18 protein-coding genes and 3 pseudogenes are annotated in these 17,327 nt (G+C 73.3%); 10 read left to right on the top strand and 11 right to left on the bottom strand.

Annotation, left to right across the window (positions count from 1 at the left end):
• Positions 1-6: 6 nt before the first annotated feature.
• Together ACFWJX_RS18705 and ACFWJX_RS18700 are read right to left on the bottom strand one after the other, a co-directional pair.
• Entirely contained in the window at positions 7-1,479 is a 1,473-nt protein-coding gene (locus tag ACFWJX_RS18705; protein WP_383243954.1) for an FAD-binding protein, read from the bottom strand.
• Between the two features lie 141 nt (positions 1,480-1,620).
• On the bottom strand, positions 1,621-2,400 hold the full coding sequence (locus ACFWJX_RS18700; RefSeq protein WP_383243952.1) for a DeoR/GlpR family DNA-binding transcription regulator: 780 nt from the start codon (positions 2,398-2,400) through the stop codon (positions 1,621-1,623).
• 80 nt (positions 2,401-2,480) lie between these two features.
• On the opposite strand from ACFWJX_RS18700, the gene ACFWJX_RS18695 reads away from it, so the two are divergent.
• Both ACFWJX_RS18695 and ACFWJX_RS18690 read left to right on the top strand, forming a co-directional pair.
• Positions 2,481-3,362 (top strand): SIS domain-containing protein, encoded by an 882-nt coding sequence (locus ACFWJX_RS18695; protein ID WP_383243949.1) that lies wholly within the window; start codon positions 2,481-2,483, stop codon positions 3,360-3,362.
• Between the two features lie 127 nt (positions 3,363-3,489).
• A complete protein-coding gene (locus ACFWJX_RS18690; RefSeq protein WP_383243946.1) occupies positions 3,490-4,344 on the top strand; it encodes a ketose-bisphosphate aldolase in 855 nt (284 codons plus the stop codon).
• Here the strand turns inward: ACFWJX_RS18690 and ACFWJX_RS18685 are convergent.
• Complete coding sequence (locus ACFWJX_RS18685; protein ID WP_383244051.1) at positions 4,331-5,467, bottom strand: methyltransferase; 1,137 nt, start codon at positions 5,465-5,467, stop codon at positions 4,331-4,333. The genes ACFWJX_RS18690 and ACFWJX_RS18685 overlap by 14 nt on opposite strands.
• Positions 5,468-5,534: 67 nt before the next feature.
• On the opposite strand from ACFWJX_RS18685, the pseudogene ACFWJX_RS18680 reads away from it, so the two are divergent.
• The 5 genes and pseudogenes from ACFWJX_RS18680 to ACFWJX_RS18660 all read left to right on the top strand — a co-directional run.
• A pseudogene (locus ACFWJX_RS18680) lies at positions 5,535-6,158 on the top strand (alpha-ketoglutarate-dependent dioxygenase AlkB family protein); the annotation flags it as partial.
• A gap of 105 nt (positions 6,159-6,263) precedes the next feature.
• Positions 6,264-7,508 (top strand): ROK family protein, encoded by a 1,245-nt coding sequence (locus ACFWJX_RS18675; protein ID WP_383244048.1) that lies wholly within the window; start codon positions 6,264-6,266, stop codon positions 7,506-7,508.
• A gap of 533 nt (positions 7,509-8,041) precedes the next feature.
• Positions 8,042-8,212, top strand: a complete 171-nt coding sequence (locus tag ACFWJX_RS18670; protein WP_383243943.1) for a hypothetical protein — start codon at positions 8,042-8,044, stop codon at positions 8,210-8,212.
• Between the two features lie 60 nt (positions 8,213-8,272).
• Positions 8,273-9,163 carry an NAD(P)-dependent oxidoreductase gene (locus tag ACFWJX_RS18665; protein WP_383244045.1) on the top strand — a complete coding sequence of 297 codons (891 nt, stop codon included), beginning with the start codon at positions 8,273-8,275 and terminating at the stop codon, positions 9,161-9,163.
• A 46-nt stretch (positions 9,164-9,209) separates the two neighbouring features.
• Positions 9,210-9,632 (top strand): PPOX class F420-dependent oxidoreductase, encoded by a 423-nt coding sequence (locus ACFWJX_RS18660; RefSeq protein ID WP_383243940.1) that lies wholly within the window; start codon positions 9,210-9,212, stop codon positions 9,630-9,632.
• A 21-nt stretch (positions 9,633-9,653) separates the two neighbouring features.
• On the opposite strand, the pseudogene ACFWJX_RS18655 reads toward ACFWJX_RS18660, so the two are convergent.
• The 4 genes and pseudogenes from ACFWJX_RS18655 to ACFWJX_RS18640 all read right to left on the bottom strand — a co-directional run bounded on the left by ACFWJX_RS18655 (position 9,654) and on the right by ACFWJX_RS18640 (position 12,055).
• Positions 9,654-9,838 (bottom strand): annotated as a pseudogene (locus tag ACFWJX_RS18655) (DUF1272 domain-containing protein).
• 130 nt (positions 9,839-9,968) lie between these two features.
• Complete coding sequence (locus tag ACFWJX_RS18650; RefSeq protein ID WP_383243937.1) at positions 9,969-10,877, bottom strand: phosphotriesterase; 909 nt, start codon at positions 10,875-10,877, stop codon at positions 9,969-9,971.
• Positions 10,874-11,458: a DUF4865 family protein gene (locus ACFWJX_RS18645; protein ID WP_383243934.1), complete on the bottom strand. Its 585-nt coding sequence runs from the start codon at positions 11,456-11,458 to the stop codon at positions 10,874-10,876. The genes ACFWJX_RS18650 and ACFWJX_RS18645 overlap by 4 nt, the downstream gene beginning before the upstream one ends.
• A 9-nt stretch (positions 11,459-11,467) precedes the next feature.
• Positions 11,468-12,055 carry a TetR/AcrR family transcriptional regulator gene (locus ACFWJX_RS18640; RefSeq protein ID WP_383243931.1) on the bottom strand — a complete coding sequence of 196 codons (588 nt, stop codon included), beginning with the start codon at positions 12,053-12,055 and terminating at the stop codon, positions 11,468-11,470.
• 172 nt (positions 12,056-12,227) lie between these two features.
• On the opposite strand from ACFWJX_RS18640, the gene ACFWJX_RS18635 reads away from it, so the two are divergent.
• Entirely contained in the window at positions 12,228-12,503 is a 276-nt protein-coding gene (locus tag ACFWJX_RS18635; protein ID WP_383243928.1) for an SHOCT domain-containing protein, read from the top strand.
• 123 nt (positions 12,504-12,626) lie between these two features.
• Positions 12,627-12,961 (top strand): annotated as a pseudogene (locus ACFWJX_RS18630) (FtsX-like permease family protein); the annotation flags it as partial.
• A 110-nt stretch (positions 12,962-13,071) separates the two neighbouring features.
• Here the strand turns inward: ACFWJX_RS18630 and ACFWJX_RS18625 are convergent.
• A complete protein-coding gene (locus ACFWJX_RS18625) occupies positions 13,072-13,602 on the bottom strand; it encodes an ATP-binding protein (protein ID WP_383243925.1) in 531 nt (176 codons plus the stop codon).
• 269 nt (positions 13,603-13,871) lie between these two features.
• Entirely contained in the window at positions 13,872-14,195 is a 324-nt protein-coding gene (locus ACFWJX_RS18620; protein WP_383243923.1) for a hypothetical protein, read from the bottom strand.
• A 374-nt stretch (positions 14,196-14,569) separates the two neighbouring features.
• Between ACFWJX_RS18620 and ACFWJX_RS18615 the strand changes: the two genes are divergently transcribed.
• Positions 14,570-15,694: a PLP-dependent cysteine synthase family protein gene (locus ACFWJX_RS18615; protein WP_383243920.1), complete on the top strand. Its 1,125-nt coding sequence runs from the start codon at positions 14,570-14,572 to the stop codon at positions 15,692-15,694.
• A 34-nt stretch (positions 15,695-15,728) separates the two neighbouring features.
• On the opposite strand, the gene ACFWJX_RS18610 is transcribed toward ACFWJX_RS18615, so the two are convergent.
• On the bottom strand, positions 15,729-16,205 hold the full coding sequence (locus ACFWJX_RS18610; RefSeq protein WP_383243917.1) for an SRPBCC family protein: 477 nt from the start codon (positions 16,203-16,205) through the stop codon (positions 15,729-15,731).
• Between the two features lie 55 nt (positions 16,206-16,260).
• Complete coding sequence (locus tag ACFWJX_RS18605; RefSeq protein WP_383243914.1) at positions 16,261-17,091, bottom strand: DeoR/GlpR family DNA-binding transcription regulator; 831 nt, start codon at positions 17,089-17,091, stop codon at positions 16,261-16,263.
• Positions 17,092-17,327 lie beyond the last annotated feature (236 nt).

The following is a 17,327-nucleotide window of genomic DNA, read 5'->3' as shown; positions in this document are numbered from 1 at the left end:
ACGGTCTCAGAAAATGCCCTGGCCCGGAACCAGGATCCCCTGCGGGTCGTACGTCTGCTTCGCGGCCTTCAGTGCCGGCCAGGCCGGGCCGAAGTGGGTTCGCCAGTCCGCTCGGGTGAAGGGGATACTGCCGACGGGGTACTGGGTGCCGCCGGCCGCGGCGGCGGCCTCGTAGGCGGAACGGTTGGCGGCCAGGCGGCCGTCGACGGCCGCGGTGTCGTCGGGCGGGGTCGCGCCCAGGATGTCGAAGAGGTACGACACCGGCTCGTCCGAGGTGCGCAGCAGCGGGGTGGTGAGACGCTCGCGCAGCAGAGGGTAGAAGAGGATGACGCCGGGGCCGAGGTCGGCCGGGGTGAGCGCATCCAGGAGCGGTGCGCTGACCCCGGCGGCGCACGTGCCGGGGATCATGAGGTTGAGCCACGGATGCGCGTACGTCCAGAGGCCGGCCCCCTTCAGCATGGCGACGAGAGGGGCCAGCCGGTCGAGGAAGTCGTGGTAGGACCGGTCCTCGTACCGCACGCCGGAGGGCGTGTGGCGCAGGCCGCGCAGCAGCGTCGCGTCGTCCGGGGCGGGGCCGACCGGGGAGCCGTAGGCCACCGCCTCCAGTGTGTAGACGCGGAAGGCTCCGGCGGCGTCCGAAGTGACCTGGCCCTCGACGTAGTCGAAGCGGCCGTCCTGGACGAGGAGGCGCTGGTCGTCGAGGAAGGTTTCCAGGTCGTCGTAGGTCAGGTGGTAATGGCGTACGGTCTCGGGCGCGGGCACCAGGCGCAGGGTGGCCTCGACGATGATCCCGCACTGGCCGAGGCCGGCCAGGACGGCGTGGAAGAGGTCGGGGCGGCGGGTCGGGGAGCAGCGGACCAGCTCGCCCGCTCCGGTGACGACCCTCAGTTCGGTCACGTTGTCGACCTGGGCGCCGTGCCGGTGGGTCTGGCCGCCGAGGCCGCCCACGGACAGGGTGCCGCCGACGGACAGTTCGATGTAGTCGGTGAGGACGGGCGGGGTGAGGCCGTGGGCGAGGGTGGCTCTGGCCACCTCGCTCCACCGTGCGCCCGCGCCGACGGTGACGGTGGTGCTGTCCGGTCCCACCGGACCGATGGCCGCGAGGGGCGCGGTCTCGACGACCAGGCCGCCCCGCACCTGCGCCTGCCCGAACGGGGCGTGCCCCTGGCCGCGCGGCGCGACCGGCACGCAGTGCTCGTGGCAGAACCGGACCATGGCGACGACATCGCGGACCGAGCCCGGCCGGAGGACGGCCGCGGGGCGGTGGTGCACGATGTGCCCGTAGTCGTCCGACGCGGCGCTGAGCGAGGCGTCGTCCCTGACGAGCGTGCCGTCCAGACGCGGGATGCCGGCCAGTCGCGCGTCGGTCTCCGCCGCGTCCGAGGCCCAGGCGCGGGCGGCCGGGTCGAAGCCGACCACGGTCGCTCCGGTGACCGTGAGTCCGCGCAGAACGGTACGTCTTGACGGTGTGCGGGACATGCGCACTTCCACCTCTCTACCTCCACGAAGTCTTCAAAATCGTCAGATCTTGAAATCCCCGACAGGGTAGGGGAGTTCGGTCCGTCACGTACGGTGTTTCGCCGGTGATCCCGTGTGTTCCTCCGCGCACGCCCGGCGCGGTCACACCGCGATGACCCGCATCCCGGCCTCCTCGAACCGCCGTACCGTCCGCGCGTCGGCCGCCGCGTCCGTGACCAGCGTGTCCACGGCGTCGGCCGTGCAGATCCGGGCGAACGCGCGGCGGCCCAGCTTGCCGGAGTCGGCCGCGACGACGACCCGTACGGCGCGCTCGCACAGCAGCCGGTTGACCGCCGCCTCGGCCTCGTCGTGCGCGGCGGCACCGTGCGTCACATCGAAGGCGACGACGCCCAGCACCGCCACATCCAGCGTGATCTGCCCCAGCACACCGTCCGCGAGCGGCCCCACCAGCTCGTACGACTGCGCCCGCGCCACCCCGCCCGTCACCACGATCTTGAACTGGGGCCGCACCGCCAACTCGGCGGCGATGTTCAGGGCGTTGGTGACCACGGTCAACGCCGGGGCGCCGGCGGCCAGATCACCGCGCACGGCGAGCGCGCGGGCCACCTCCGTGGTCGTCGTGCCGCCGGTCAGCCCCACCGCCTCGCCGGGCGCCACCAGTTCCGCCACCGCCCGCGCGATGCGCTGCTTCTCCGAAGCCCGGCGCGCGGTCTTGTACCGCAACGGCAGCTCGTACGACACCCCGTGCACGACCGCGCCGCCCCGCGTACGCACCAGCATCTGCTGCTCGGCGAGCTGGTCGAGGTCCCGGCGGATCGTGGCCGCCGACACCCCCAGCTCCGCCGCCGTCTCCTCGACATCCAGCCGGCCGCGCTCCACGAGCAGGTCCAGCAGCGTCTTCCACCGGGTGTCGCGGGACATGGAGACTCCGTTCGCATGCTTGAAGTTGCTCGAAAGGTGGCTCTATCTTGCATGAACCATCACCGTCGGGAGGGTGGGACATGACCCACGTCGAGGACGAGCTGACCGGCCAGCCCGCGTGCTGGGCCCGCGCCGCAACCGAAGTCACCCGGTTCCACCGCGAGTTGCCGACCAAGGGCGAACGCGTCGCGTTCGTCGGATGCGGTACCTCCTACTTCATGGCCCGGTCCGCCGCCGCCCTGCGAGAAGGCGCGGGCCACGGTGAGACCGACGCCCACGCCGCCTCCGAGTTCCCGTACCACCGGGCCTACGACCGGGTCGTCGCCCTCACCCGCTCCGGCACCACCACGGAGGTCGTCGACCTGCTCACCCGGTTGCGCGGACACACCCGCACCACCGCGATCACCGCCGATCCCGGGACGCCCGTCATGACCTCGGCCGATCACACCGTGGTCCTCGACCACGCCGACGAACGCTCGGTCGTGCAGACCCGGTTCGCCACCACCGCGCTCACCCTGCTCCGCGCCCACCTCGGCCTGCACACCGACGCCGTGGTCGCCGACGCCCGCACCGCCCTGGCCGAGCCGCTGCCCGAAGGGCTCCTGGAGTGTGGGCAGTTCACCTTCCTGGGCCGCGGCTGGGCCGTCGGGCTGGCCGACGAGGCCGCCCTGAAGATGCGGGAGGCTGCGCTCGCCTGGAGCGAGGCGTACCCCGCGATGGAGTACCGCCACGGCCCCATCAGCGTCACCACCGAAGGTACGGCGACCTGGATGTTCGGCGAGGCGCCGGACGGGCTGGCCGAACAGGTGCACGCCACCGGCGCGTTGTGGATCCAGGGCGCCCTTGACCCCCTCGCCGAACTCGTGCGTGCCCAACGCCTCGCCGTGGCGGTCGCCCAGGCCCGCGGCCTCGACCCGGACCGGCCGCGCCACCTCACCCGATCGGTGATCCTCGCGCCCTGAAGTGCCCCCTTGCCCCCTGTATCCCTTGCCTTCTGCATCCCTTGCCGCCCGGAATCCCTGAACGAGCCCGCTGCCCCCGCATCCGCAGCACTCGGAGCCCCGCCGCCTCTCCGGACGAGGAGACCCCGTGCCCCTCACCACCACCGGTGCCCTGGTCGCCAGGGCCCGAGCGGCCCGCACCGCCGTCCTCGCCTTCAACATCATCACCCTCGAACACGTCGAGGCGGTCATCGCCGGCGCCGAGAGCGCGGGAGTGCCCGTCGTCCTCCAGGTGAGCGAGAACGCCGTGAAATTCCGTCACGGCCGCCTCCGCCCGCTCGCCCGCGCGGCCGTTGCCGCAGCCGAAGGGGCCGCCGTACCCGTCGCGTTGCACCTGGACCACATACGGACCGGCGCCCTCCTCCAGGAGGCGGCGGACGCCGGCTTCAGCTCCGTGATGTACGACGCCTCGCACCTCCCCTACGACGACAACCTTGCCTCGACCCGTGCCGCAGCCGACCGGGCGCACGCGCAAGGGCTCTGGATCGAGGCGGAGTTGGGGGAGATCGGTGGCAAGGGCGGGGGACCCGCGCGCGGCGCCCACGCGCCCGGAGCCCGCACCGACCCCGCCGAGGCCCGCGCCTTCGTGACCGACTCGCACGTGGACGCCCTCGCCGTCGCCGTCGGCAGCGTGCACGCGATGACCACCCGCACCGCCACCCTCGACCACGAACTCCTCCAGCGGCTGCGGGCCTCCGTGGACGTTCCGCTCGTCCTGCACGGCTCCTCCGGCGTGCCCGACACCGAGCTGAGGGCAGCCGTCGCGGGCGGCATCACCAAGGTCAACATCGGCACGGCCCTCAACCAGGCCATGACCGGAGCGATCCGTGACTACCTCGCCGCGCACCCCGACGAGGTCGACTCGCGCGGCTACCTCGCCGTCGGACGGGAGGCGATGGCGCACACCGTGGAGCGGATCAGCAACCGGCTCAACCCCGCTTGACGGCCTTCAGCACCACGAACTTCGGGTCACCGGCCACCAGTCGGCAGTTGCCGAACAGGCGCCGCAGCTTCACGTGATACCCGAGGTGCCGGTTGCCCACCACCCACAGTTCGCCGCCCGGCCGCAGCACACGCCGCGCCCCGGTGAACATCCGCCAGGCCGTGGCGTCCGTCGTGGCCTGGTGGGAGTGGAAGGGCGGGTTGTTCAGCACGAGATCCACACTGTCGTCCGCCACCCCCGCGAGCCCGTCCCCGACCCGGAACTCGCCGTGCCCCGGCACCCCGTTGGCCCGGTACGTCGCCTCCGCCGAGGCGACCGCCTGGAACGACTCGTCCGTGAACAGCACCTCGGCCTGCGGGTTGGCCAGTGCCACCGCCGTCCCCACGACGCCGTTGCCGCAGCCCAGGTCGACGACCCGCTGGGCGCCCGCCGTCGGCGGCAGATGCCCGAGGAGGAACCGGGTGCCGATGTCGAGCCGGTCCGCGCAGAACACCCCCGCGTGGTTGACGACCGGCCGACCGGACAGCGGACCGACGTCGGCGGGGAGGTCGTAGCCGTACGGCCACGGGTTGGCGGGACGTTTCAGCGCGGGCTCGGGAGCGCAGAGGATCAGCCGGGCCTTCTGCTCGGCGAGGGAGGTGCGGGTGGGGCCGAGGATCCGCTCGAACAGCTGGAGGGTCGAGGTGTGGATCTCCTTGACCATGCCGGTGCCGACCACGACCGTCCCCGCGTGCACCGAGGGCGCCAGCCGCAGCAACTGGTCCTCCAGCAGCGCGAGGCTCTTCGGTACCCGTACCAGCAGCACGTCGACGCGCTCGGGCGGCGGGTCCTGCGTGGTCAGCAGCCGCACGGAACCGGGCTCGACACCGTTGCGGGCGAGGTTCGCCCGGGTCGCCTCCTGCCCCAGCCAGGAATCGGTGATCTGCGTGGGCCGGTGCCGGGCCAGCGCCGTCACCAGAGCGCCCCAGCGGTCACCGAGCACGACGACCGTGCCGGACAGCGGAACGTCCTGCTCGGCCAGGTGGCGCAGCAGATACGCGTCGGAGGCGTCCCAGGCGCGCAGCCTGTCACGCGGGTCCTCGGGGTTGCGGGCCAGTGCGACCTCGCCCCACGGCGTCGTCATACGGTCGTTCATCGTGGGTCAAGGCTAGCCCAGCCGCAGCTCAGACCTGGTGGGGCAGGATGGTGCCATGGACACCGAGCTGTTTCCCCGGGAACGCGCGGAGGTCGCGCCGGGCGCCCTGCACCTGCCGGACTGGCTGGACCCGCCCGCTCAACGGGAGCTGCTGGCGGCCTGCCGGGACTGGGCGCGCCCGCCCGCCGGACTGCGCACCGTCCGCACACCCGGCGGCGGCACCATGACCGCCCGCCAGGTCTGTCTAGGCCTGCACTGGTACCCGTACGCCTACGCCCCAACGGTCGTCGACGGCGACGGCGCCCCCGTGAAGCCCTTCCCGGCCTGGCTCGGCGAGCTGGGCCGGCGGGCGGTGACCGACACGCTCGGCCCGGAGGCGGCCGGACGGGCGGCGTACGACATCGCGCTGATCAACTTCTACGACGGCGACGCGCGCATGGGCATGCACCGCGACGCCGACGAGAAGTCGGACGCCCCCGTGGTGTCCCTCAGTCTCGGCGACACCTGCGTGTTCCGCTTCGGCAACACCGAGACCCGTACCCGCCCCTACACCGACGTCGAGCTGCGCAGCGGTGACCTGTTCGTGTTCGGAGGACCCTCCCGGCTCGCCTACCACGGCGTCCCGCGGGTGTGTCCCGGGACGGCTCCGGCCGGGCTGGGCCTGACCGGCAGGCTGAACGTCACCCTGCGGGTCGGCGGCTTCCCCGACGCCACCTGGAGCCCCGGACCGGGACCGATCCGATCCGAACGAAACGGCCTGACGGATCATGGGAGACTCGCCCTCATGAGCGGCAAGGCGGACCCCCGGCCGGCGGGGGAAGGGACCACCTCGAGAGCGCGGTTGGACCGGGGGCGCGGTGCGCTCGGCCCCGCGCTGGAGCTCGTGCACACCGGGCGGGCGCCGACCCGTGCGGTGCTCACCGCCGAACTCGGGGTCACCCGTGCCACGGCCGGCGCGGTCGCGGCGGAACTGGAGGCGCTGGGGCTGATCCGGGTCGACGCGCGGCCCGGCGCCGCCGCCGGCTCCCAGGGCAGGCCCTCCCACCGCCTCGAGGTCGACGAGGACGGCCCCGTCGTGCTGGCCGCCCAGGTGCACGCCGACGGCTTCCGGGCCGCACTGGTCGGCCTCGGCGGGCGGATCGTCGCCACGACCCCCAGCTGCGAGGCCGTCGACGCCGACCCCGCCAAGGTGCTCGGCGCGGCCGTGGACGCCGGGGCCGACCTGCTGCGCCGGACCGGCCGGCGCTGTGTGGGCGCCGGACTCGCCGTGCCGTCCGCGGTGACCGCACCCGAAGGCCTGGCGCTGAACCCGCTCCACCTCGCCTGGCCGGCGGGGGCGCCGGTACGGGAGATCTTCTCCGAGCGGGTCCGGGCGGCCGGCGTCGACGGTCCCGCCTTCGCCGTCAACGACGTCAACGCCGCCGCCCTCGCCGAACACCGGCACGGTGCCGGACGCGGCGCCCGCGATCTGCTGTGCGTGGCCACCGGGCACCGCGGGGTCGGCGGCGCGCTGGTCCTCGACGGGCGCCTGCACACGGGCAGTTCCGGCCTCGCCCTCGAAGTCGGGCACCTCACCGTCAACCCCGAGGGCCGCCCCTGCCACTGCGGCAGCCGCGGCTGCCTCGACGTCGAGGCCGACCCCCTGGCCCTGCTCAGCACAGCCGGCCGCGAGCCCGGCCCCGAGGGTTCCCTGCTCCAGCAGGCCAACGAACTGATCCGCGAGGAGTACGCCGACCCCGTCGTCCGTACGGCCGCGGAGGCCCTGATCGACCGCCTCGGCCTGGGCCTCGCGGGACTGGTGAACATCCTCAACCCCGACCGCATCATCCTCGGCGGCCTGCACCGCACCCTCCTGGACACCGACCCCGACCGGCTCCGCGTGGTCGTCGCCGACCGCAGCCTGTGGGGCCGCAGCGGCGGCGTCCCCATCCTCGCCTGCTCCCTCGACCACAACAGCCTGGTCGGAGCGGCGGAGCTGGCCTGGCAGCCGGTGCTGGACGATCCGCTGGCGGCGCTGAGCGGCAGATAGCGGGGGAGCGGCCGCCGCTTCGGCCGCGCGACCCCGCGGAAGTCCTCCATCGACGCCGTCAGCCAGCCGTCGCGGCCGGCGCCCGGTGCGTCGTCACCCGCGAAGTGGCGCGCCTGGTCCGGCGCGAGTTCGGTCCGTCGGGCGGGCGTGTGGGACACGCCGGCTCGTCGACGCTCCAGCCCTCGCGTCCGGCGTACGACGTGACACCGTCGACAGGGTCGTGACGGACCATCGGCACGCCGACCGGTCGTCCGACCACGTCACCGTGATGCCGGTGGCCTGACCACGGCCCGCGTCTGGACCTTCCTCGTCGACACCTCCGAGTGGGAGGGCGACTACGACGATGTCGCCGACACCTCCTTCCCGCAGGGCGGCGGCCCGCGGCTGACCGACGGCCTGGCCTTCGGCTTCGGCACCTTCGGCTTCCCGCCCCTGGACGCCCACGTCGTCCGGCTCCGGGCGCCCGCCGAGGGCGTCCCCGGGGGCCTGTCCTGGACGGCGAAGCAGGACGGCGGCCCGAGGAGCGGCTGGACGTGCTGCATGCCTGGCTGGTGGAGGACCTGCCCGGTGGCCGCGTGCACATCCTGACCCAGGAGACGCAGATCGGCGCGCCCGCCGCCGCCCTGGCACAGTTGCGGCCCGATCCGATGCTCAACGGTCATCAGGCATGGCTGGACGGCCTGGTGCGTGCCGCGTCGAAGTGACGCCGCCTCGTCCCGTACCGTCCGAAGTACCCCCGCTCGATGGATCAGGAAGTTGACGTCATGACCGACAAGCTGACCGTGAGTGTGCTGGGCACCGGCATCATGGGTGCCGCGATGGCCCGCAACCTCGCCCGCGCCGGACACACCGTCCACGCCTGGAACCGCACCCGCGCCAAGGCCGAGCCGCTGGCCGCCGACGGCATCGCCGTCGCCGACAGCCCGGCCGACGCCGTCCGTGACGCCGACGTGGTGCTGACCATGGTCCACGACGGGCCCGCCGCCCTGGAGGCCATGCGTGCGGCGGCCCCCGGACTGCGGGCCGGCACCGCGTGGGTGCAGTCGACGACCGCCGGAGTCGACGCCGTCGAGGACCTGGCCGCCTTCGCCCGCGACCACGGCCTCGTCTTCTTCGACGCGCCCGTGCTGGGCACCCGCCAGCCCGCCGAGGCCGGTCAGCTGACCGTGCTGGCTGCCGGACCGGACGCCCACCGCGCCGCCGTGCGGCCCGTTCTGGACGCCGTGGGCGTCCGCACGGTGTGGACCGGCGAGGACGGCGCGGCCGGCACCGCCACCCGCCTGAAGCTGGTCGCCAACAGCTGGGTGATCGCGGCCACCGCCGCGGCCGGCGAGGTACTGGCCCTGTCCAAGGCCCTCGACGTCGACCCGAACGACTTCTTCGAGCTGATCGCCGGCGGTCCCCTGGACATGGGCTATCTGCGCGCCAAGTCCGCACTGGTCCTCGAAGACCGGCTCACACCGCCGCAGTTCGGCGTGGCGACCGCGGCCAAGGACGCCCGTCTGATCGTCGAGGCGGGCGCCAAGCGCGGTGTCCGGCTGGACGTGGCCGCCGCCGGCGCCGACCGCCTGGAGCGCGCCGTCGTCCAGGGCCACGCGGACGAGGACATGGTCGCCGCCTACTTCGCCAGCTTCGAGGACCAGCCGCCCGCCTGACCGGCCGGCGAGCCGTGTCCCGCCCCAGCCCCCGAGGAGGAGCCGCATGTCCAAGCCGCCACTGCCGCCCGAGGCCGTCGCACTGCTGAACCGCCCGAACCCCTGCGTGATGGCGACCCTGCGTTCCGACGGCACCCCCGTGTCCACGCCCACCTGGTACGTGTGGGACGACGGCCGGGTCCTGATCAGCCTCGACGAGAGCCGGGTCCGGCTGAAGCACCTGCGCCGCGACCCCCGCGTCACACTCACCGTCCTGGACGGCGAGAACTGGTACACCCACGTCACCCTCATCGGCCGCGTGACCGAGCTGCGCGACGACGAGGGCCTTGCCGACATCGACCGCATCTCCGCGCACTACACCGGCAACCCCTACCCGGACCGGGTCCGGGCCCGCGTCAGCGCCGTGATCGAGGTCGACCGCTGGCACGGCTGGGGCGCGATGAAGGACAGCGACCAGCCGTCCTCGTGACGGGACGGCCCGGCCGCAGCGTCACGCCGGTACGGCGCGGCGCGGCCGGGCCACCAACTCGCCCCCGCAGTTGGGCAGACGTGCCCCATGGCCTCGGCGCACGGCACGCAGAAGGTGCACTCGTAGGAACAGATCCGGGCGGGTGCGTCGTGCGGCAGGGCCGCCGTCGTACAGCGCTCGCAGCGGTCGCGCATCTCCAGGGCCATGGCCGGGCGCTCCTCGTGGACGGCGTGTCGGGTCGCAGCCCATCCTCGGCGCGCCCGCCCCCCACGGCAGCCGCGCGGCGGGCCGGAGATCGACACGATCGGGCCATGGCCCCCCTCTGTCGGGCAAGGGCTACTTCCACCGCACGCCGAAGGCCCGCCCGGGATTCTCCGTCAGCATCCGCCGCACGACCTGCTCGCCCACGGCGACGGCGAGCCGCGGAGCCACCCGCCGCAGCAGATACGGCATCCCGGGGCCGCCGTCGACGGAGCGGGCCCCGGCGGTCGTGGTGTCGCCGCCCAGGAGCAGCCGGTCGCCGAACCCGGCCTCGACGAGGGCATGTACGGCCTCCGGCATCCGCCAGTCGGTGGCGTGATGGGCCCGCGACGGACCGTCGAAGGCCAGATAGCAGCCCGTCGCGGCGGCCTGCCGGTGCACCACGCCGTCGGGGGAGCGGTTGAGGTGTCCGAGGACCACCCGGTGCGGCGGCACGCCCAACGCCCCGCACAGCAGGTCGAGTACGTCCAGCGCGCCGGTGCCCAGTTCCAGGTGGACGGCGATCGGCGCGCCCGTCGCGTGGTGGGCCTCGGCCGCCGCGGTCATGGTCCGCCGGGCGTACGCGTCCAGGCCGTGGAACCCGCCCGCGACCTTGACGAACCCGGCCCGTACCCCCGACGTGCCGATGCCCTCGGTCAGTTCCGCCACGAACACCTCGGCCGGCCGCCCCCGCAGTCCCGCGCGCGTGGCCTCGTCGTAGTGCGCGTCCTGGTGCAGTCCCGTCGCGGCCACGAAGTGCACCCCCGACTCCCGTGACAACGACGGCAGATCGGCCGCGCGCCGCCCGAGCCCGTACGGCGTCCACTGGACCACCGCGCCACCGCCCTCGGCGCGGAACGCGGCCAGCTCGGCACGGGCCGCAGGCACGCTCCGCAACTCCTGGCCGGGCAGCAGCGCACTGCCGAAGAAAAGGTGGTCGTGCGCGTCGCACACGCCCAGCCGCTCGGGCGGCACGTCCCCGAGGACCGTACGGACGGTGGTCACCACTGGCGGCCGGCGGGCAGGGCCGAGCGCCCCGGCGCCGACAGGTGCAGCACCTGGAACAGGTCCCCGTCCGCCTTCGGCGTGCCGTGCTCCCACAGCGAGAAGTGCACGGTCTCCCACCGGCTGGTGTCGACGGCCGCCGCCGCGAGGACCGCCCCGTCCTGCCGCGCCAGCCGCCCGGCCTCCTCGGCCGCCTCCCGCGCCACCTCGGCGTGCACCGCCCCGTCCGGCACCGGCGCACGGCGTCGTACGGCGAACAGGGCCGGGGAACCGGCGGCGGCGCCCTCCTCGTACGCCAGGCCCGTCCACTGCCGTACCGCAGGACGCCCGAAGTCGTCGCTCAGGCCCTGGAAGGGGCCGCCCCACAGGAAGGCGTTCATGCCCTCCGTCGTGTTCCACAGGTAGAACGGCGCGTACTGGCTGACCGGCGATCCGTGCACCCCGCGCTCGCGCAGCAGGTAGGCCTTGACGCCCAGGCCCTCCCAGTCGTCCAGGAGGTGTCCGACGCGGGCCACGCGCGCGCGGACGATCCCGGTGTCGTAGTCGGCGGGCAGCGTCAGCTCGTACTGCATCGCGTGCATCGGGACTCCTCAGACGGTGGGGTGGTCCTGGGGGCGGAGGAGGGAGAGCAGGCCGCGGACGCCCGCGTCGAAGGCGGCGGGCGAGCCGGACGCGCGCGCGAGGACGTACCCGCCCTGCACCGTCGCGAGGACGGCCGCCGCGATCGCCTCGCCGTCCAGCTCCGGCCCGAACTGGCCCTGCTCCTTGCCCTCCTCGACGATCCCTGCGATGCGCTCGCGGATCGCGTCGAGGGTCTCGTCGACCGGCGCGCGCAGCTCGTCGCTGGCGATGACGTCCGGGTCCATCGTCAGCCGGCCGACGGGGCAGCCGCGCAGCACGTCCCGCTCGCGGCGCAGATAGGCCTCGATGCGCTCGTACGGGGTTCCGGGCCCGTCGAGCACGCCCTGGGCGGCAGCCCGCAGCTCCTCGGCGGTCCGCCGGATCGCCGCCAGGGCGAGGTCCGGCTTCCCCGTGAAGTGGTGGTACATGCTGCCCTGCCCGGCGCCGGCGCGCTCCAGGATCGCCTTGGGGCTGGTGCCCACATAACCGCGCTCCCAGAGCAGCTCCCGGGTGGACTCGATCAGTCTCTCCGCAGTGCTCACAGCCCAACTGTACATACTAGTAGTTACAGAAATCGAGCACGAGTCGAGCACGCGGGGAGCAGCCGGCACGCACGCGCGTACTCCCCGGGAGGTAGCCGTACTGCCGCTGCCCGTACGACGACCCGACCCCCCTCCCGGCGGGAGTCTCGAGGCATCACCGGAAGACCTACCTGGGAGATGACCCGACATGCAGACCCTGGCGAACTGGGACGGCGGCCCCGGCCCGTGGATCCTGTTCTTCCCGCTGATCTGGGCCGCTGTCGTGATCGGCATGGTGACCCTCCTGCGCCGCACGGTGTGGCGCGGCCGCCGTGGCCCCTGGGCCGCCGACCTCCGCCCGAAGGGCGACTCGCCCCTCGCGGTCCTCGGCCGCCGTTTCGCCTCCGGCGAGATCGACGAGGACGAGTACTGGCGCCGGCTGTCCGTCCTGGACGAGCAGTTCGGCCGCGGGGCGGGTGCGTGATGCCGACGGCCACCACCACCCGGACCGCCGCCCGGGACACCGACGCCGTGAAGGTGTACGGAGCCGGCCACACCGCCGTACGCGCCCTGGACGGGGCGACCGCGGCCTTCCCGGCCGGACGGCACCCTCATCCTCGCCGTCCACGAGCGCACCCGTGAACCAGGCGTGCCGCGTGCCGTCGGCCGGACCCGGTCCCAGCCGCGGGCCATGCTCCGCCGGGAGTCGGTCCTGGTCGCCGGGTTCGGCACCACGGGCGCCTGCTGCTCGGCACCTTCCTCGGCGGGGTTCTCGTCCGGGCCTCCGACGGGGCGAGCGACAGCGCGTTCGCCTTCGCACTCCCGCCCGCACAGCTCGCCGTCGGGGCCCTGGTGGGCCTCGCCGCGGGCGCCCTGGCGGGCCTGCGCCCGGTCCGGCGCGCTGCATGCCCGGACGTACTGCGGGCCGTCGCGACGGAGTGATCCCGGTCGCGAAGGGCGGCGCCGAGCGCCCAGCCGCGTACATGACCCCGCCGCACGCGCGGATCACCACGTCGGTGACTCCGCCGTACGGCAAGGGGATCACCGCGCGGTCAGCCGACGACGGCCGGCCGGGCGGGAGTATGTGCGGGGCTGAGGTCGCCGACCGTCACGACCTCCGGGAACAGCCGGTCCGCGGCCAGCCGGCGTGGAGGCCGAGCCGTCCGCTCAGGTGCCACGACCGCCGCCGGAAGCGTGAACCAGACGACCTTGCCGGACTCGCCGTCCGGCCGGGCGCCCCAGTCCTCGCTGACCGCGGCAACCATGGCGAGCCCTCGCCCGCAGGTGGCGAACGAGTCGACCGCCTCGATGTCGTCGACCTCCGGAAGCCGGGGGTCGTGGTCGCGCACCGAGACCGTGAGCCGGTCGAGGAGCAGTTCCAGCTCCACGGTGCACGTCTTGTCGGGCTGGGCGTGCAGATGGACGTTGGTCAACAGCTCGGTCACGCCGAGTGCCGCCCGGTCTATGAGGGGATCGAGATGCCAGTAGCGCAGTTGCGCCGATACGATTCTGCGGACCTGGCCGATCCGCGACGGCAGGGCTTGGAGCTCTACCGTGCAATGCCTGCTTGGGTTACTGATCACGGCTGCGACTCCCCGACTTGAGGTCCGGAAGAACACGGAGTTCGGATCGATCGGAGCAGTACGTCTGCGCTAGGGCGGCCGCCTGCTGTCATGGCCGGCGGGCTGGTTCGCAGCGTTATCGCCGGTAAACCCAGAGTGACGTGAGACCAGCGTGGCGCAAGGGGCGGGAGAGCGCAACTCGCGGTGGCCGTGCGGCCACTCCGGGTCCGGTCGGCTGCCCGGCCCCGCAGGAAACGCGGCCCTTCGGCCCGCAGCGCCTCGACCGCCCTTCAGCCCTTGCGGCCCGCCGCCCTGCGCACGGCCTCGATGAACCGGCGTGCCGCGGGCGGCCCCGGCTCACCGGGTGCCGGGTCGTGGTCGCCGAGGGTCAGCAGGTACCGGTTGCCGTTGAGGTCGGCCAGCGCCCGGTCCTCCGGGGCGAACCAGGGCCGGGAGGCGCGTACCGCCTGCACCGGCGCGCTGTCGATCTCGCTGCCGTAGCTGGTGAGCAACTCCAGCCTGCCGTCGTTGATCCGGACCTGTCCGGCCCGGGTGAGCGAGCGCAGTCGCTTCCCGATCCGTACGCCCTTCGCCGTGAACTCCGGCTCCGCCATCCCCGCCCCCTTGCGCGTGGGTGTGCCGGCCCGTGCTACTGAGTGGGCCGGAAACCAGCTCGTGTCGTGTCCCAGTGTGCGTCCCCTTGCGGGGTGTCGTGATCAAGTGTGGATCGTCCCGTGCGGAACCTCCGTCCCGCCGGGTGCAGTCTGCCCGCGCAGGGCGTCCGGCACCAGTACGCACGACGCACGGTCCGGGGCGGCCGGAGCACTCGCGCGAATGCGCCCCCCCGTCGGCGGGCCCTCCGTCCCCAGGTCCTCCTTTGGGGCCCTCAAAGATGCGTTTATGCAGGTGAGAAGCGTGTGAAAGGTGCCTATGATCGAGGCTCCGGCCGTGTGAGGCGCCGCCGGAGCCCAGCACGAAGGAGCCCGCCGTGACCAGCCCCCAGCAGACCCGGACCGGCGTGACTCTCGACGTCGACCGCAGCGATTCCGCCTACCGCCGCTGGCTGAAAGAGGCTGTCCGCAAGGTCCAGGCCGACGCCAACCGCTCCGCCGACACCCACCTGCTGCGCTTCCCGCTGCCGGAGCGGTGGGGCATCGACCTCTACCTGAAGGACGAGTCGACCCACCCCACCGGCAGCCTCAAGCACCGGCTCGCCCGCTCCCTCTTCCTGTACGCCCTGTGCAATGGCTGGATCAGGCCGGACCGCCCGGTGATCGAGGCGTCCAGCGGCTCGACGGCCGTCTCCGAGGCCTACTTCGCCAAGCTGATCGGCGTGCCCTTCATCGCCGTCATGCCCCGCACGACGAGCCCCGAGAAGATCCGCCTGATCCAGTTCCACGGCGGACAGTGCCACTTCGTGGACGACTCACGGAAGATGTACGAGGAGTCCGCCCGCCTCGCGACCGACACCGGCGGCCACTACATGGACCAGTTCACCTACGCCGAGCGGGCCACGGACTGGCGCGGCAACAACAACATCGCCGAATCCATCTTCCGCCAGTTGGAGTCGGAGCGGTTCCCGGAGCCCGCGTGGATCGTCGCGACGGCCGGCACCGGCGGCACCTCCGCGACCCTCGCGCGCTACGTCCACTACACCCAGCACGACACCCGCATCTGCGTCGCCGACCCCGAGAACTCCTGCTTCTTCGAGGGCTGGACCACCGGCGATCCGGACGTCACCTGTGACTGCGGCTCACGCATCGAGGGCATCGGGCGGCCCCGTATGGAGCCCAGCTTCGTGCCCGGCGCCGTCGACCGGATGATGAAGGTCCCGGACGCCGCCAGCATCGCCGCCGTCCGTGCCCTGGAGGGCGCCATCGGCCGCAAGGCGGGCGGCTCGACGGGCACCGGCCTGTGGAGCGCGCTGAAGATCGTCGCCGAGATGGTGGCCGAGGGCCGACAGGGCAGCGTGGTCACCCTGCTGTGCGACCCGGGCGACCGCTACCTCGACAAGTACTACTCCGACACCTGGCTCGCCGAACAGGGCCTGGACATCGGCCCGTACAGCGCGGCGATCGACTCCCTGCTGGCGACGGGGGTCTGGGCGGACTGAGCGGGCACGCCGTCAACCGCTGCCCGGCCGCTCCTCACGCCCGCCCGGCGATCCGCCGGTCCAGTCGCGTCACCGCGTCCCGAAAGCTCCGCCCCATGCCCGGCCGGGCCAGCCGCAGCACCCCCCGGAAGGCCGCCGTCCCGTCCGCGGCGAACGTCCACCGCACCCGCGTCCCCGAACCGGCCGGCGCCAGCCGCCACTCCTCGACGAGGGCCCGCGTCCCCGGCGCGTTGGTGACGTCGACCCGGTAGGCGTACGCCTCTGGTTCCTTCGCCAGGAGGACGGATTCGCGGAACCGCGTCCCGCCCCTGAGCCGTACGTCGCGCCCCGCACCGTCGTCGACCGGCCGCGCCGACGTCACCGCGGGGAACCATGCGGCCCACCCGGCCACGTCCTCGGCCAGTGCGTGGAAGACCTGCTCCGGTGCCGCGGAGACCTCCTCCACGAAGACGAGCCGTACCGGCGCGGTGGTGAGGAAGCCGAGTCCTTCGGGACGCAGACGGTGAGCCATGCGGGCAACTCCTCAGGACCGAGGAAACGGGTGCGTCACCCTAACCGGCGTCCCGTCAGATGTCTGCACCGTCGGCGGGCTCTCCGGCGACGACCAGTCGCCGCAGATGCTCGGAGATCTCCGCGCGGGCCGCGCCCGGCAGCCCGGCGTCCGTCACCAGCGTGTCGACCTGCTCCAGCGCCGCGAACGAACTCAGCCCCACCACACCCCACTTGGTGTGGTCCGCGACCACCACGACCCGGCGCGCCGACTGCACCAGCCGCCGGTTGGTCTCGGCCTCCGCCAGGTTCGGCGTCGACAGACCGGCCTCGGCCGATATTCCGTGCACGCCGAGGAACAGCAGGTCGAAATGGAGCGCCGCGATGGCCTGGTCGGCGACCGGGCCCACCAGTGAGTCGGACGGCGTGCGTACTCCGCCGGTCAGCACGACCGTGGCCGCGCCCTGCCGGGGACCCGAGGAGCGCTGCGCCACGTGGAAGACGTCGGCCACCCGCACCGAGTTCGTCACCACGGTCAGATCCGCCACGTCCACCAGCTGATGGGCCAGCGCGTACGTCGTCGTACCGCCCGACAGCGCGATCGCGCTGCCCGGCACGACCAGCTCCGCGGCGGCCCGCGCGATGTCCTCCTTGGCGCTCAGCTCCAGGCCGGACTTGGCTTCGAAGCCGGGCTCGTGAGTGCTCGCCTCCACGATCGGGACCGCACCGCCGTGCACCTTCTCCAGGACACCCTGACGGGACAGCGCGTCGAGGTCGCGGCGCACCGTCATGTCCGACACGCCGAGCTTGCGGGTCAGCTCGTTGACCCGGACACCGCCCCGGCGCCGGACCTCGTCCAGGATGAGTGCGCGCCGCTGCTCCGCGAGGAGGTTCTGATTCTCACTCACGTACGCTCCGGTCCTCTCGACTCAAGCCGATCCACTCCGTCCGACACGCCCCCGCACCTGCCCCGACAAGGGCATTCTGCCGGTCGGCGGCGGCGCGGGCGTCCCATCCTCGCACGGGCCACCACCGGCCGTGCCACCACCCACCCGTCGCGCGCATGTCACGCCGGCGACACCCGACGGTCCCGTTCCCCACACGGAACGGGGGAGATTCGGTGACAACGGGTGTGCGCACATCG

It is taken from the genome of Streptomyces sp. NPDC058335 (assembly GCF_042723915.1).
Lineage (GTDB): Bacteria > Actinomycetota > Actinomycetes > Streptomycetales > Streptomycetaceae > Streptomyces.
The sequence above is the reverse complement of the archived record's forward strand: the minus strand, read 5'-3'. Positions and strand labels throughout refer to the sequence as shown.

Bases quoted from the DNA above. Each gene is read 5' to 3' on its own strand.
- ACFWJX_RS18645 (WP_383243934.1), bottom strand. From the start codon at position 11,458: ATGCACGCGATGCAGTACGAGCTGACGCTGCCCGCCGACTACGACACC.
- ACFWJX_RS18700 (WP_383243952.1), bottom strand. From the start codon at position 2,400: ATGTCCCGCGACACCCGGTGGAAGACGCTGCTGGACCTGCTCGTGGAG.
- ACFWJX_RS18695 (WP_383243949.1), top strand. From the start codon at position 2,481: ATGACCCACGTCGAGGACGAGCTGACCGGCCAGCCCGCGTGCTGGGCC.
- ACFWJX_RS18665 (WP_383244045.1), top strand. From the start codon at position 8,273: ATGACCGACAAGCTGACCGTGAGTGTGCTGGGCACCGGCATCATGGGT.
- ACFWJX_RS18640 (WP_383243931.1), bottom strand. From the start codon at position 12,055: ATGTACAGTTGGGCTGTGAGCACTGCGGAGAGACTGATCGAGTCCACC.
- ACFWJX_RS18660 (WP_383243940.1), top strand. From the start codon at position 9,210: ATGTCCAAGCCGCCACTGCCGCCCGAGGCCGTCGCACTGCTGAACCGC.
- ACFWJX_RS18705 (WP_383243954.1), bottom strand. From the start codon at position 1,479: ATGTCCCGCACACCGTCAAGACGTACCGTTCTGCGCGGACTCACGGTC.
- ACFWJX_RS18620 (WP_383243923.1), bottom strand. From the start codon at position 14,195: ATGGCGGAGCCGGAGTTCACGGCGAAGGGCGTACGGATCGGGAAGCGA.
- ACFWJX_RS18685 (WP_383244051.1), bottom strand. From the start codon at position 5,467: ATGACGACGCCGTGGGGCGAGGTCGCACTGGCCCGCAACCCCGAGGAC.
- ACFWJX_RS18610 (WP_383243917.1), bottom strand. From the start codon at position 16,205: ATGGCTCACCGTCTGCGTCCCGAAGGACTCGGCTTCCTCACCACCGCG.
- ACFWJX_RS18635 (WP_383243928.1), top strand. From the start codon at position 12,228: ATGCAGACCCTGGCGAACTGGGACGGCGGCCCCGGCCCGTGGATCCTG.
- ACFWJX_RS18675 (WP_383244048.1), top strand. From the start codon at position 6,264: ATGAGCGGCAAGGCGGACCCCCGGCCGGCGGGGGAAGGGACCACCTCG.